This window comes from Pseudoalteromonas sp. NBT06-2 (assembly GCF_002276045.1).
In the GTDB taxonomy this organism is placed as follows: domain Bacteria; phylum Pseudomonadota; class Gammaproteobacteria; order Enterobacterales; family Alteromonadaceae; genus Pseudoalteromonas.
Genome location: NZ_NQMR01000021.1, coordinates 42,054 through 57,487, shown reverse-complemented (window position 1 = coordinate 57,487; position 15,434 = coordinate 42,054). Strand labels below are relative to the sequence as shown.

Annotated in this window: 15 protein-coding genes and 1 pseudogene; all 16 read left to right on the top strand. The window is 32.6% G+C overall.

Annotated features, from left to right (window positions below; translation table 11 throughout):
- Nucleotides 1-18: 18 nt before the first annotated feature.
- A pseudogene (locus tag CJF42_RS28520) lies at nt 19-222 on the top strand (hypothetical protein); the annotation flags it as partial.
- A 108-nt stretch (nt 223-330) separates the two neighbouring features.
- The gene (mazG, locus tag CJF42_RS06725; RefSeq protein WP_286203475.1) at nt 331-1,128 is read left to right on the top strand and encodes a nucleoside triphosphate pyrophosphohydrolase; all 798 of its coding nucleotides are present in this window, start codon (nt 331-333) and stop codon (nt 1,126-1,128) included.
- Between the two features lie 350 nt (nt 1,129-1,478).
- Entirely contained in the window at nt 1,479-3,119 is a 1,641-nt protein-coding gene (gene pyrG, locus CJF42_RS06720) for a CTP synthase (protein ID WP_095365941.1), read from the top strand.
- Nucleotides 3,120-3,281: 162 nt separating this feature from the next.
- Nucleotides 3,282-4,574, top strand: a complete 1,293-nt coding sequence (gene eno / locus CJF42_RS06715; protein ID WP_095365940.1) for a phosphopyruvate hydratase — start codon at nt 3,282-3,284, stop codon at nt 4,572-4,574.
- Between the two features lie 177 nt (nt 4,575-4,751).
- Nucleotides 4,752-5,180 carry a hypothetical protein gene (locus CJF42_RS06710; RefSeq protein WP_095365939.1) on the top strand — a complete coding sequence of 143 codons (429 nt, stop codon included), beginning with the start codon at nt 4,752-4,754 and terminating at the stop codon, nt 5,178-5,180.
- Nucleotides 5,180-6,016, top strand: a complete 837-nt coding sequence (locus CJF42_RS06705; RefSeq protein ID WP_170940508.1) for a lytic transglycosylase domain-containing protein — start codon at nt 5,180-5,182, stop codon at nt 6,014-6,016. Before CJF42_RS06710 ends, CJF42_RS06705 begins: the two co-directional genes overlap by 1 nt.
- 69 nt (nt 6,017-6,085) lie before the next feature.
- Nucleotides 6,086-7,900, top strand: a complete 1,815-nt coding sequence (locus tag CJF42_RS06700) for a formylglycine-generating enzyme family protein (RefSeq protein WP_095365937.1) — start codon at nt 6,086-6,088, stop codon at nt 7,898-7,900.
- A gap of 17 nt (nt 7,901-7,917) precedes the next feature.
- Nucleotides 7,918-9,570, top strand: a complete 1,653-nt coding sequence (locus CJF42_RS06695) for a hypothetical protein (RefSeq protein ID WP_095365936.1) — start codon at nt 7,918-7,920, stop codon at nt 9,568-9,570.
- Complete coding sequence (locus CJF42_RS06690) at nt 9,563-10,105, top strand: hypothetical protein (protein ID WP_095365935.1); 543 nt, start codon at nt 9,563-9,565, stop codon at nt 10,103-10,105. The genes CJF42_RS06695 and CJF42_RS06690 overlap by 8 nt, the downstream gene beginning before the upstream one ends.
- Before the next feature lie 136 nt (nt 10,106-10,241).
- Nucleotides 10,242-11,468 carry a hypothetical protein gene (locus CJF42_RS06685; protein ID WP_095365934.1) on the top strand — a complete coding sequence of 409 codons (1,227 nt, stop codon included), beginning with the start codon at nt 10,242-10,244 and terminating at the stop codon, nt 11,466-11,468.
- Between the two features lie 97 nt (nt 11,469-11,565).
- Nucleotides 11,566-12,141 (top strand): hypothetical protein, encoded by a 576-nt coding sequence (locus CJF42_RS06680; RefSeq protein ID WP_095365933.1) that lies wholly within the window; start codon nt 11,566-11,568, stop codon nt 12,139-12,141.
- Between the two features lie 21 nt (nt 12,142-12,162).
- Nucleotides 12,163-13,032 (top strand): hypothetical protein, encoded by an 870-nt coding sequence (locus CJF42_RS06675; RefSeq protein ID WP_095365932.1) that lies wholly within the window; start codon nt 12,163-12,165, stop codon nt 13,030-13,032.
- Between the two features lie 17 nt (nt 13,033-13,049).
- Nucleotides 13,050-13,463 carry a hypothetical protein gene (locus CJF42_RS06670; RefSeq protein WP_095365931.1) on the top strand — a complete coding sequence of 138 codons (414 nt, stop codon included), beginning with the start codon at nt 13,050-13,052 and terminating at the stop codon, nt 13,461-13,463.
- Nucleotides 13,463-13,972 carry a hypothetical protein gene (locus tag CJF42_RS06665; RefSeq protein WP_252097543.1) on the top strand — a complete coding sequence of 170 codons (510 nt, stop codon included), beginning with the start codon at nt 13,463-13,465 and terminating at the stop codon, nt 13,970-13,972. The genes CJF42_RS06670 and CJF42_RS06665 overlap by 1 nt, the downstream gene beginning before the upstream one ends.
- A 60-nt stretch (nt 13,973-14,032) precedes the next feature.
- Entirely contained in the window at nt 14,033-14,518 is a 486-nt protein-coding gene (locus CJF42_RS06660; protein WP_095365930.1) for a hypothetical protein, read from the top strand.
- 35 nt (nt 14,519-14,553) lie between these two features.
- Entirely contained in the window at nt 14,554-15,375 is an 822-nt protein-coding gene (locus tag CJF42_RS06655; protein ID WP_095365929.1) for a hypothetical protein, read from the top strand.
- Nucleotides 15,376-15,434: the final 59 nt, after the last annotated feature.

Genomic DNA, 15,434 nt, shown 5'->3' with positions numbered 1-15,434 from the left:
TTTTAGTCGCGGCGAGTAGTGTGTAGCCTAGTCATTCTAAGTAAATACGACTCAACAAAGAATAAAATGCTTTTAGCCGAATCCTTCGGACAGCGTTTGTTGGGCATTTTTACTGCGTTATCGGCTTTTTATGTGGAACAACCACATGACAAAGCCTCTGCCTTGTATAAATTCCCAACAATTCGCTGCAAAAGTAATCTCGAAAGATCAACAGCCCCTAGCATTTGGCACGTTTGTCGACTTGCTGAAATCATGTATTTCCATGTAGCATTTATATATGCAAAGGGGAAGGATATATTGGCCTTTGCTATACCAATAAGGTAATAAATTTTGAGTCACCCAATAGAAAACTTAATAGAAATCATGAAGCAATTACGTACACCTGAAACAGGTTGTCCATGGGATTTAAAGCAAAGCTATAAATCAATTGTGCCTCATACCATTGAAGAAGCCTATGAAGTTGCTGATGCAATTGAACAAAGTGATTTTAATGAGTTAAAAAAAGAATTAGGCGATTTACTTTTTCAAGTGATTTTTTATGCACAATTAGCGACTGAAGATCAGCATTTTAATTTTAATGATATCGTTGAAACTGTATGTGAAAAGCTTACCCGCCGTCATCCACATGTATTTGGAGAACAAAAATTTAATGATGAGATTAAAATCAAGCAAAACTGGGAAAATGAGAAAGCGAAAGAAAGAGAAATAAAAGCAGGAAAAGAAGTTTCAGTTTTAGCTGATATTCCAAAAAATTTACCCGCTTTAAGTCAAGCAAATAAAATCCAAAAGCGCGTTGCTCATATTGGATTTGATTGGCCTGAAGTTTCAGGAGCCTGGGATAAAGTAAAAGAGGAAGTGGATGAAGTTGAACAAGAACTTTATTTAGACCCTTACTCAGATAAAACTGCCGAAGAAATTGGAGATTTAATGTTTGCTTTAGTAAATGTTGCTAGACACGCAAAAAAGGACCCAGAGCAACTATTACGAGAGGCAAATCAAAAGTTCACTAATAGGTTTATGCAATTAGAAATACATTTAAGCCAACAAAAGATTAAATTTGAAGATGTTACATTGGAACAGCTGGGTATGATATGGGAAGAAGTTAAGGTAAGTGAGAAAAATAAATGATCATATTTTTTATAATTCTCATTGAGAAAAGATTAGGTTTTTAGTATAATTTCGTCCCGTCTTGGTAAATGCCCAAACTACATAAGATACAAAACTTAAAATGCTTGCGCAATTCTAATTTTAGATGTTTTTATGCAATAACAATTATCTGTTTTTCATAAAATGTAATATTAAAGTGGAATTCCTCAAGCATTTCTTCAATGGATTAAAAGTTGTTCTTATTGAGTTATTGATTTTGACAAGGTGTTAAGCCTTTCCTAAAATCAATGGCTGATAATCATTTTATATCAATTGAATTCATTGTCTTTAGGTCGTTTGGGTATACTGTTTTTTCACATTTTAGGGTTCTCATGAGTACAAAATTTATCTTCGTAACGGGTGGCGTGGTTTCATCCTTGGGTAAAGGTATTGCTGCTGCATCATTAGCAGCAATTTTAGAAGCACGCGGCTTAAAAGTGACTATTCTAAAATTAGACCCATATATCAATGTCGATCCAGGTACTATGAGTCCAATTCAGCATGGTGAAGTTTTTGTAACTGAAGATGGTGCAGAAACAGATCTAGATTTAGGTCATTACGAACGTTTTATTCGTACTAAAATGACTAAGAAAAATAACTTTACACAAGGGCGTGTTTTTGAAGATGTTTTACGTCGTGAGCGTAAAGGGGAGTATTTAGGTGCTACCATCCAAGTGATCCCACATATTACAAATGACATCAAACGTCGTGTAATTGAAGGTGCTGAAGGTTATGATGTTGCTATGGTTGAAATTGGCGGCACAGTAGGCGATATAGAATCACTACCTTTCCTTGAAGCGATTCGCCAATTAGGTACTGAGTTAGGTCGTGAGTCTGCACTTTACATGCACTTAACCTTATTACCATATTTAGGTGCCGCAGGAGAGCTTAAAACGAAGCCAACGCAACATTCAGTAAAAGAGCTTCGTTCAATTGGTATTCAACCAGATGTATTAATTTGTCGTTCAAATAGAGCAATACCCGCAAACGAACGCGCTAAAATTTCTTTATTTACTAATGTTGAAGAAAAAGCCGTTATCTCATTAAAAGATGTACCAAGCATATACCAGATCCCTGCATTATTAAAATCTCAAGGTTTAGATGATCTCGTGTGTCGTCGCTTCCATTTAGATTGCCCTGAAGCAAATCTTGAAGAGTGGGAACAAGTTCTTTATCAAGAGTCTAACCCTACAACAGAATTAACAATTGGTATGGTTGGTAAATACATTGAATTACCAGATGCATATAAATCAGTTAATGAAGCATTAAAACACGCAGGTCTTAAAAATCGTGTTACAGTTAATATTAAATATGTTGACTCACAAGATGTTGAAAGCAAAGGCGTAGAAGTATTAGCTGGTTTAGACGCAATTCTTGTACCTGGTGGTTTTGGCGGTAGAGGTGTCGAAGGTAAAATTCTTACAGCACAATATGCACGTGAAAATAAAGTCCCATATTTAGGCATATGTTTAGGTATGCAAGTTGCTTTAATTGAATATGCACGTAATGTTGCTGGTCTTGAAGATGCAAACTCAACTGAGTTTAATGCAAATAGTAATGCACCAGTTGTTGGTCTTATCACTGAATGGTTAGACTCAGAAGGTAAAGTTGAGCAACGTGATGAAGCATCTGATTTAGGTGGCACAATGCGTTTAGGCGCACAAAAATGTCACTTAACACCTGGTTCTAAAGTATCTGAAGTATATGGCTCGAATGAAATATTTGAACGTCATCGCCATCGTTATGAAGTTAACAATAACTTTGTTGGGAAGCTAGAAGCTGCAGGTCTTTCATTTACAGGGTTATCTGAAGATAAAAAATTAGTTGAAATTATTGAAAATAAAGACCACCCTTGGTTTATAGCTGCTCAGTTTCACCCTGAGTTCACATCAACGCCCCGAGATGGACACCCATTATTTACAGGCTTTGTTGCAGCAGCCAAAAAATATCAAAAATCATCATTACCATCGTAGTGAAGTAATAGAAGCCGTGCACTGACACGGCTTTTTTATTGCAAAAATTTAATGTGAAAATTTATACCTGTTCTATAAAGTTAGTAACCATATATTTAATGGAATTGGTATTAATATTAATATCCACAATCACTAAAATTATCATTGGGAAGAGGAACTAAAATGTCAAAAATAGTAAAAATCATTGGTCGTGAAATAATGGATTCACGCGGTAATCCAACTGTTGAAGCAGATGTACATTTAGATAACGGTCTTTGGGGTCGAGCATGTGCACCATCTGGCGCATCAACAGGTAGCCGTGAAGCATTAGAGTTACGCGATGGTGATAAATCACGTTATTTAGGCAAAGGTGTTCTAACAGCAGTAAATTACATTAATGGCGAACTTGGCGAAGCTTTAATTGGTCAAAATCCAGTTGAACAAGCAGCTATTGATGCCATTATGATTGAGCTTGATGGTACAGAAAATAAAGAAAAATTTGGCGCAAACTCTATTCTTGCTGTGTCATTAGCTGTTGCTAAAGCTGCTGCACTTGATAAAGGTGTTGAGCTTTATGAACATATCGCTGATTTAAATGGCACTTCAGGTCAATATTCTATGCCAGTACCTATGATGAACATCATCAATGGTGGTGAGCATGCTGATAACAACGTTGATATTCAAGAGTTCATGATCCAGCCTGTAGGCGCATCTACTTTCAATGAAGCTTTACGTATGGGTGCTGAAATTTTCCATACTCTTAAAAAAGTATTAAGTGATCGTGGTTTAAGCACCGCTGTAGGTGATGAAGGTGGTTTTGCACCTGATTTAGCATCAAATGAAGAAGCTCTTGCTATCATCACCGAAGCTGTAACGCTTGCTGGTTACGAAATGAATAAAGATATCACATTAGCGCTAGATTGTGCCGCATCTGAATTCTTCGTTGACGGTAAATACGACCTTAAAGGCGAAGGTAAAGTATTTGATTCAGCTGGTTTTGCTGATTATTTAGCGGGTCTTTCTGAGCGTCACCCAATTGTTTCAATTGAAGATGGCTTAGACGAAAGTGATTGGGCTGGTTGGAAAATATTAACTGATAAAATTGGTGAAAAAGTACAGTTAGTAGGTGATGATTTATTTGTTACTAATACTAAAATCCTTAAGCGTGGTATCGATGAAAACATCGGTAACTCTATTTTAATCAAATTCAACCAAATTGGTTCGCTTACTGAAACTTTAGAAGCAATCAAAATGGCTAAAGATGCTGGTTTTACAGTTGTTATTTCACATCGTTCAGGTGAAACTGAAGATGCAACAATTGCTGACTTAGCGGTAGGTACTGCTGCAGGTCAAATCAAAACGGGTTCACTGTGTCGTTCTGACCGTGTTTCTAAATATAACCAACTACTTCGCATTGAAGGTACTTTAGGCGATAAAGTTGCTTATAAAGGCCGTAGTGAAATTAAATGTCAATAAAATAAGCAGCTTAGTTGCTAGTCTTATTTAAAAGGTTTGGTTTTATATCAAACCTTTTTTATTTTCAACTCACTTTTTTCGCTTTAACAAATCTTCAGTTTAAATCCCAAACAGTCAATAAAATCACTCAAACCCTTTTATATCTCTTTTATATAAAGATTATTCGTAAGTGGTATTGTGGCTATTCATTTAAAAGAACATGAAAACTCAACAACTCAAGCATTAACTGAAGTTGCATTAGCATTATCTATGGCTTTTTTTTCACTATTAATCTTGACTCTTATATCTATGGGAGTGCCAGCAAAGTCAAAACTAAATCAACAATTAGATAAAGAAAAAACAATCGACGTTATTCAAGATAATAAGGCAAAATCAGATAAAGCAGGATCACTTAAGTATGTGATTTATTATCATGGCGATTTTTATGATGCAGCGCTAAAGCGAATAAAGCCTAATAAGTTTAACTCACAGGAAAGGCTTATTTTGGCTATAGAAAGTACTTTATCAATTTCTGAGGTTATAGCTATCAAAACACAAATAAATAACTCAAACCTTTCCATAACAACCTTAAACAATGAATGGTTGTCACGTCTGGAGAAAAAATAATGGTTAAAATAATCAAAACTTTAAATATTAGAGTGCAGGTGATAAGAAGTATTATTAATATGTGTTTTGTCGGCTGTGTATTAATGCTTTTCTCTCAAGGTGCACTGGCATCATATCAATCAGAAAAATTAAAAGTGATGAATACCATTATAGAAAAATCTATAGCGTATGACTTAGACCCCATTATAGCCCTTTCAGTTGCTAAGGTTGAGTCTAATTTTGAAGGCGATGCATTAAGCCATGCCGGAGCAAGAGGGGTGATGCAAATTATGCCTGCAACAGCAATGGGAGAGTTTAAAGTATCAGCAGCACAACTTTATGATATTGCTATTAATATAGATATAGGTATTAGATATTTAAAGCAACTTATGAATACATATGATCAAAGATTAGATATTGCTTTATCTCATTATAATGGCGGCTCAGCTGTAAGGCAGTATGATGGCAGTTTAAAGGTAATACCTGCAACAAATCAATATGTTCGTAAAGTCATATCTACAAGTAAAATTTTCAAAAAACATGTATTGGTGAATAAATTAATAAAAAAACATATAAGTGAATATTTTGCAGAAAATACGGGAAATAAAGATGTTTTTGATCACAATGATGACTATAAATACTTATCTGAAACGGAATTAGCAAAGTTAAGTCATATTAGAAAAATTAGACGCCATAATTTAACGCGTAATAAAAAATATAGAGCACCCAAACAAGCGCCTATTGCTACTATAGAAACGCAAAGAAAAGCGCATGAAAGTATTAGTATGTTGACACGCAAGCAAAAAGTAAGACAATGGGAATCAATCTATCAACCTAATGGTAAGCTGGTCTATTAATAAAAAGGTTAGTTATCTAATTAAGAAAAATTAAAGAAAATAAAGTAATATAATGCAGATAGGACAATTATGAGTGAATATCCAAAGCTTAAAATAAAGAGTGAGCTTAGGCTTCTATACGAAAAAACTGTAGCTATATTAATAAGTAAAGGTGAAATATCTTATGATAACAAGCAGGAACTAATTACTCTCGCTCATGCTGTAGGACTAGAAGAAGACGACCTAAATCGTTTTATTTTAGAGATTGAACTTAGTGTTAGGTGTCAAATATTACCTTTGAAAAACTGGTTAGCCAGCCTAGATAAACAGATACCCAATATAACAACTAATATAAATGTAAAAAACGCTTTAATTGAATCGGGAAAAGTTATTGGACTAACTGAAGAACAAGCTTGTGAGTTTTTTAAAGAAAAGTTAGAAAACCAACAAGTAAAAAATAAAATTCAGCATAAAATACAAAATACAAAGCAAAAATCGGTAAATTCAGTTATACATATTAATAATCACTTTGATTCAATCGCACTATTATTCCAAACATATAAAAATAAACTAATCATATTATTAACTTTAATCGCTTTAATTTTCACCGCAATAAGTTGGTTTGAACATTTTCAATTAGAAGAAAGTGCATGGGTATCGGCAAAAGAGTTAAATGATGTTAATAGCTATGATAGTTTTAGCCAAACGTTTTCTGATGGTGAATATGGGGTTTTAGCCAAATCAAGAGTTGATGAGATTATTTATAATAAATGGATTGCAGTTAAAGTTAAAAATTCAGAGGTCGCTTATAAAAACTATATCGAAAAAAATCCTAAAAACCCTTATTTGAAACAAGCAAAAGATAATTTAAATCAATTAGTCAAAGGTAAAAAAGCTAAGCTTAATCAAGATGATGATTTTGCTTGGCAACAAGCCAAAACAATAAATAGCGAAAAATCATATCAAAAGTATTTATTAGATAAAAAAAATGGCAAGTATATCAAGCAGGCTGAAGATAAATTATCTCGCTTAGTTTTAATACGCAAAAATAAAGCCATTGAATTAGATAATAAAGCTTGGGAATTAGCTAGTCAAAACGATACAGAGCAAAGTTATATTGATTACTTACAAAACCAAATGCAAGGTAAATATATAGAGAAAGCATCAGTAAAAGTGGCTCAATTTAAAAGTAAACGACTATTTTTTCACTCCTTTGATGTGCAATTTATAACGATCCCTTCAGGCGAATTTATGATGGGCTCAAAGGATATTTCTAGCTATGAAGTACCAGTGCATAGCGTAAAAGTCGCTTCTTTTAAACTCATGACTACAGAAGTCACATTTGCTTTATGGCAAGCGTGTTATAAAGATAAAGTGTGTTTGCATAAACCTAAAGGCTTTATAAACAGTAAAAATAAACCTGTTGTAAATATAAGTTGGAATGAAATAACAAAACAATTTATACCTTGGTTTAATAAAAAAACAGGACAAAAATATCGCTTACCAAGCGAAGCTGAATGGGAGTATGCTGCAAGAGCGGGTAGTTATGATAAATATAGCTGGGGTGATCGTATAAATTGCTCACAAGCACGATTTGGTTATTATTCAAATAAGTGTGAAAAACAAAAATATCCCGATGATGTTAAAACTTATTATAAAAACAGTTTTGGTTTATATGATATGCACGGTAATGTGAAAGAGTTAGTACAAGACTGTTGGAATGATAACTTTAAAAATGCGCCAAATGATGGATTTCCCTGGTTAACAGGACGTTGTAATAAAGCCGTTGTAAAAGATGGTTCCTATAAAAACAAACAAAGTCAGTTACGTTTAGGTGTCAGATATCGTCATGATAAAAATGCTCGTTTTGATGATGATGGGTTTAGGCTAGCGCAAGATTTATAAGCAGAGGAAGTGGTATTTTGCAAAAAATGACAAGTGTGATCACTAACTTTGGTGTAAGTGATGAGCTTCAAGGCATATTTTATTCTTTAAGAGAAATGCCGTCATTAAATAATAGTGAGCAAAAAAAATTCAAAAAACACGAGATAGATAGTTTATCGCAAAATATAGTATGTCGAAATTATGGCAAACTATGTTTAGAGTTAAGTTATTTATGTTTTGCGATCATCAATTATCAAGTGCCTAAAAAAAATGAAAATACACGTCGCTTTTCGCCATTATTAAGTTACTTTTGGCAAAATACGTTTTTATCGCAAGCACATGTTAAAAATTACTTTCAAAACAAGTTTAATAATAGTGAATGTGAGGTATTTATAACTGATAACGTACTGCGGATAGGCCTTAAAAGTACACAATTTGATATATCAATTTCTCGAGTGGGTTTACTCGCTGCACTTTTGGAATTTATCGTTTATATAGACCCTAAATTAATAAATGAATTTGAATTAAGCTTAGTGGCAGCAGATGTTGCAAAAATAAAAGAAATCACATCTCACATACAAAAAAAAATATATCAATTTTTAACTCTTCACTTGTCATCAGCGCAAGAGCAACGACGCTTCCGTTTTATGGCAAGCTTTTTAGATAATATTGCTACCAAAGAAAGTAAATTAAATAGTACGTCATGGTTAACCGATGAATATATTTTAAATTTTTGGCTCAAAGCCAGTGATGAAGGTAATAATTTAGGTTTTAAGTTATTTTCCAGCTGTTTCTTTGAATTGGTTTCATTTCATCATGCTTTATCTGTTTCTCACTCTAAAATAAATGCACGGTCATCTTTATCAATCGGTGAAAACATTGAAGCAGGAGAAGTTTCAGCGGATCTTTTAGAGCAAACTCTAGTACAACTACAGCAAAATAAACTAGAGATAGATTGGTTAAATGAAAAGCCTAAATTTTTAACAAAAAACCAAACCTTGACCCTTAAACCTATTATTGAATGTTTACCTTTTTCTAAAAAGTTAGCACTTACAGTTACCAGAGTACATGTGTTTGGAGCTTGGCAAGCTACAATAGTGCAGGCTGCAAGAAAAAAAGATAACCAATTAATCACTCAAAAGCTTAATCAGTTTCCTAAAAATAATTACCATTCATTTTATGCATTAATAATCAATAACTATCAGCAGGTTATTGATACTTTATGGGCTTTATTACATATAAATCATTATCATCAGCAAGCACAAATGTTTACCTTGTTTAATCAGTTGGTTACAGATAAAAAACTACTTAAAGGTTTACACGTTTTATTAGCTCAACATGTAAATAAGACTAAAGTAAATAATATAAATGTGTTGTTTAATGAAATGATGAAATGGCAGTTAAAGTTACCTGAATTAAATAAAACATTTAAACATGCAAATCGTATTTTTAATGCAAATAATAAGACTGGTTTTAATGTCCTACCTCAATTGCAAGAACTTGATATTTATCATGAAGGCCAAGATTTATTGTTAATTTTAAAACAAGAGTTAAACCACTTTATTAGTCACTTAGAGATAGTATTAAGTGAGCAGTCACAGCAAGCTAATCCAAAAGATGAAAATTTTCGCTCAGATACTTCCATATTCTTTAATAAGTTAAATTCACTTTATGGAGTGAACGATGAATAATAATCAGCAGCCTTGTAACAATAGTTTGGCAGAGCAAATTTATGTTGCAAATCAGCATGTAAAACAAATACACGAAACACAAAGCCACTCAGTTGTTTTGTTTGGCGATTTATTTGCTTATATATTTGCTAAAGACAAAACGAATACGTTAAAAGTTGAGTTAGCTATCAAACAAAAGTTAAATATTCGAAAACAATATTTACAGTTACTTGAGCAATATCAGTTTTCAATAAGTGACTATCAAGCAGCTGCAAGCAGTGAGCATGATTTAAATGAACGATTTGGTGAAGGTTTTAATTTAAAATTTAAAGCAACTAAAAAGCATGTTGATCAAATATATGTCATATTAATGATAGAACACAGTGCTGAGCATCATCAGTCAGATGAGGTTATTTTACACTGTCAGTTAAATAAGCAATTTAAACGAGTGCAATTTCCTAATTTAATTGATGGCAAAAGTCAGTTAATACTTGAACAAGACTCAAAAGAATATCAATTATTAAGTGACCCAAATGCAAAAATATTTTTATTATAATAGATCTGCTTCGCATCTCTATTTAGATCACTACGTGGTATATTTAAATATGAACATTAAACTTAATCAATGAAAACGGTAGCTGTAAGTGATAAATAAGCTAAAGTTTAAGACTCTCGGTGGTAAAATATATTAAATGAAGTGCCATGTTTTTATTGCGACAACACAGGGCTTAGTTGCAGTTCAGGATATTGAATTAATAGATGATCCTGAGGTAATGTCGATTGTATGCCTAAATGGTACTGCGCAATCATTAAATATCAGTACTGCTTATCACAACTTTGTAAAAAAAGGTTCTGGTATTATCCAAAAAGACTTTAATGGTCAGTCTTATCGCATTGATGTATCAGATAATATAGAACATGGTAATAGCTGGCAACTAGGATTTTATATTGCTCATTTTTTAGAATCTATTGATTTATTAGGTGATGGTGTACCTAATGAAAACGATGAAATATTATGCTTAACTGGCGAAATAAATATAAAAAATAAATCAGTTAAAAATGTTACTCATATAGCTACTAAACTCGTTCTAGCAAAAAATCAAATCACGACTTGGCAAGATTTAGGTTTTGACGTTAAATTTTTATTACCAGTACAAAATTCATTCATAGATGAATTAGACCAGTATAAAGCGTGTTGTATTCAAGTCGCTGATATAGAACAGGCTATTTCACAGTTGCCTGCGATTAATAAAGGTGCAATCAAAAATACTAAGTTAATTAAACAAGCAGCAATCGATTTTAAAAAAATATCCCCCCATAATTATGGTGCTAAAAATAAAAAGTCATTATTTTTGATTGTGTGTAGCGTATTACTTTTATTATTTATTATATATACACAGACTAATTTAGATAAAAATACACAACAAAAGGCAAATGGAAACCATCAAGATAATAAAGCTAAAGTGGTAAAAATAAGCCCATATTTAATTGCATATGTTCGACAAAAAACTTATTTAAATAAGGATGAAAAAAAGTGTGATGATTCACTTTCTACAAATAGATTAGATTTAATAAATGGTCGATTTAAAACTTTAGAACATGCCAAATTATGCCAGTTATTATTTATCACACCTGAAAATACCAAACAAGTAATCATGTTTACTAGATATAAAAAAGAGCTTATTAATTTAAAGTCTGAAAAAAAAACTTGGCCGATTAAAATACCAAGTAGCTTAAGTAATGATCTTTATTATTTATTACTGCCTTTATCTACATTTTTAACCGATGCGAAAATTGCGTCTTTAAATAATGAGATAAAACACCTTAAAGGCCCTGTAACAGTCGCTTCTATTTCACCTATTTTAAAACGATTATCAATTAATGAACGTTTACTTCAGCATAAAATAATGACTTTTTAAATTAATTTAAAATTAAATAACAATAAGTCACAAAAAAACCGTCAAAGCTTTTCATAGTTAATTTCATACCAATAGATTTAATAACTTTGGAGTGAAAATGAAAACGCATCAGTTTATTTATTTAACTTTAGCAACAAGCATTGTTTTATTAACTGGCTGTAGTTCAACTACACCTACTAGCAAAACTGTACAACCCATTTCTAACGTCGCTGTTCTTGATGTTAATGCACAAGAGAAACAACCGGAATATGTTCAGCCAGTTACTTTAGATGAAAACTGTAAACATAACGCTTTAGCTTTAGATAATGCAGCTAGAACTTCAAGGTCAACGGCACAATATTTAGCTTCAGCACGTTTATTATCAAATTGTATAAGTGATTTTTCACATAAAATGCCGTTGCAGCTTTCACAAAATGTGATGCAACTGCATGCATTATCTATTTTCAATTACATTAAAGGTGGAGATGTGAGTCAGGCAAAAATAGCTTTTGTGCAATTTAAATCTGCATTTCCAGGGCAAGATTTATATTTCAACGACTACACCTCATTAATTGATACGGCAACTGCATTATTAGAGCCTTCTACTATCAATGAGCAACAGATGGTTTCTTTAAATATTAGCACGCAATTAAGAGATGAACTTAAACGTCGTCAATATTGGTTAAACCACTAAATAAATACAGAGGAGAGAGTCATGTTATTAAATAAAGTAATTTTTCTGTTCATATTAACTAGCTTTAGCTTTTCAGCTGTGAGTTCTACTGATGGTCAAAAATCTAAAGTAAGCTGGCATCCTGTTGCAAGCGATAAGCTGATCCGATTACCTGTAAATATTATTGAAAAACGTGTTGAGCAAGACTTTAATATGTCGCCTATGGCATCACGTGTCAGTAATATTGAAAAAGAAATGCTTAACACTGTAAATAAGATGAAAGCGTTAGGTGAGCAATTATCAAATGCTCAAGATGAAGATTTGATAGATCAACGCCATGCTCTTTTACAACAAAAATCACATTATTTAGATCTATTACAAGAAAACCAAAGTTTAAGGCAACGAGCATTAGCAACTAAGCAAGACTTGTATTTAAATATTTTAGATAAAATAACTATTCAAAATCAGTCAAATACCAGCAGTTTAGGTTACCAGCTACGTCAATCACAAAAAGCAGCCAGAGCACGTATGGAAAAAATGATCACCCGTGTTGATCAGCACTTAGTCAATGGTGGCTATGACGAAGCATCACCTTATGCCACTGAGTATGCAACTAACTTAGATAAAATTAATCAGCTTAAAAACAAAATAAGCCAACATAACGCGAATAAATCACCCACTTTAAATGGCGTAGAAGTAACGTCACAAGAGTACTTACGCCAATTATTAATTGATGTATCGTCAGAGCAATCACTACTAGATCAAGAAGGTTTGTTATTAAGTTATATGGCAAGACTTGTTGCCTTAGATGCCAATGAAATGGAATACCAAATGTCTTATGGGACTGATGAAATGGAAATTAAAAGACAAGAAATTACATCACCTTCAAGTGTTGCAGATTTATTTTTATAAGAACTTAGGAGCATATTATGAATACAGTAATGAAAACTAAAACGGTTATTTGTGCTTTATCAATTGGTTTTTTAGCAAGTGTTTTTTCTCTCTCAGTAAATGCACAATCAGCCTTAACACTTGAAAATTTAGAGCGAGAACGTGCTGCGATGTTAAATACATTAACTAGCGACCAAATAACACCAAAGCAGCAACGAATGAGCATGAATTCAAGTTACCGCAGATTAACGGATGTAGAGCGTATGGTGCTACGTGATGATAGGTTGTTAAATGTTCAATCAGCAGTCGTACAAAGAGCGTTTCAAAATTATGAACTGACATTTTTGATCCATGCCAGTGCAGAGAAAAACTTGTTACCTATGGAGCTTTGGTTAAGTGAACTAAATATAACAAGTAATAGTATTTTATCGACTAAAAAAGGACGCCGTTAATGTCTTCTATTGAGATGAAAAATGTTTCATTAATGTTTATTTTTAATCAAAATATAAAAAGTACACTCGGTCTTATGATTGGCTTTGGTGTTATTTTATTGGCCTTAGTAAGCTTTGTTATGCAAATGAATTTGGCAGACTTACTTGTTTGGCTTGAAAAGATATTTAGTTGGAGTTTTATATTTTGTTATAGCCTGTTATTAGTTATAGGCATATACGCTGGTGTTAAAGTAAAAACAGTTACTAATAAAGAGTATTGGTACGAAGTGGGAAGCCAAGTTTCAAATGGTATAGCAACTTTGGCTTTAACTTTTACTTTACTGGGAATTAGCCTAGGAATTGGTTCTTTGGGACAACAATCACTTACTCCAAACTCAGTTCACTTAGTTATAGGTGAATTGACTTCACATTTTTCAACCGCATTTATGACAACTGTAATCGGCTTGCCAACAGCTAATTTGATCAGAGCTTGGGTATCTTTACGTGCAATCCCTAATGAAGCTGACTAAGGCTAAGTTGTTTAAGCGTTTTAATGACACATTTAGAATAAATTTAAAGGGGATAGAATAATGAAAACACTTATATACAGCATTTTTTATTTCAGCGTTGTAACCGCTGTTGGTTATCTTGCTTATAGTAACTCGAACAGTAAAACTTGGTTCTCAAATCTATTTTCAAGTGAAAGCCAAGTAAAATCGACACAAGAAATGTTGATTGATATAACAAAATCAATTAATGAACAATTTCAAACATTGCAGCAAAAAAATGAAATACAAAGTAAAACAATTGCTTTATTAAAACAGCAGATGAAAGACATTAAAGTGCAGGTGTCAGAAATGATGGCTATTAATGACACTAAAATAAGTTCAAATGAGCAAAATGTAGTAACAAAAGCTGAAGGTTTAGCACAGGATAAAAAAACTGAAGCCACAGTTGAAGATAATAAAAATACACAACAGCAAGATATACAGGCGATAGCGCAACGAAAAATGTCTTTAAGAGAGATCGCAGATAAAATGAATATGAAGGCTTTAAATAATCTTAATCCAGGGTAATTACTCTGTGTTAATGCAATTCAGGTGGATTTATTATGATAAATATAAAGTCGTACTTTCAAATGAAATGGCTATTTATATTAACCATTTCAATGTGTTTAATAGTGATTGTCTATTTATTAAATCAAAAAGTAATAGAGCAAACTCAAATCCAAAGACTGGCAGATAAACTCGTTAAACAGCAACCAGATAAATCATTACAGCAGACATCAAATGTCACAAAAATCAATTTATCAAATATTGAATTACCAGCCCCACCAAAAATAAAAAGGGGTCGGAGTCAATTAAATCAAAATAAACCAAATAATGCCTCATCAACTAAATATAAAAGCACTAAGCAGCAAAATACGAAACAAAAAAATATAAGACAAGCTAATACACAGGTTTCCCATCAGCAAGCGAAGCAAAATTATCAAGATGTATTAGCAGGTAAAGGTCCGGCAATAGAGGTTGCATGGCCTGATTTAGTGAATGAACGTGAAATGTTATTTCAGTTATTAACGCAATGCACAGGCATGAGGCTAGGCGTATTAAATAAAGGAGACATTAATTTAATTGCCAATAGTCATGTGAAAAATGTAAAACTGAGCGATTTTGTAAGAATTATTAATGGAAAAATGACAAAAAGTGAAAAATATCAATTTTCAAATTATAGCTCGGGAACACCTGTTCGACTATTTCCATTATCAATAGATATAAATCTGATAAAAAAACTAAGTGAAACGAAAGTTTATTATAAAAGTAAATCTATCACAGGGCAGTATCAGGTTGCTTTAGGTAATATTTGGCTTAAAGAAATAGCTTATGATGGTATTAAAGCCCAAGGCCCAAGGCTATTGTGGCAAAATGATTGTTAATGCCCTATTTATTTGGCTTAAATGCTGCATACTATGAAAGTATACTTATTAAGGTGGAA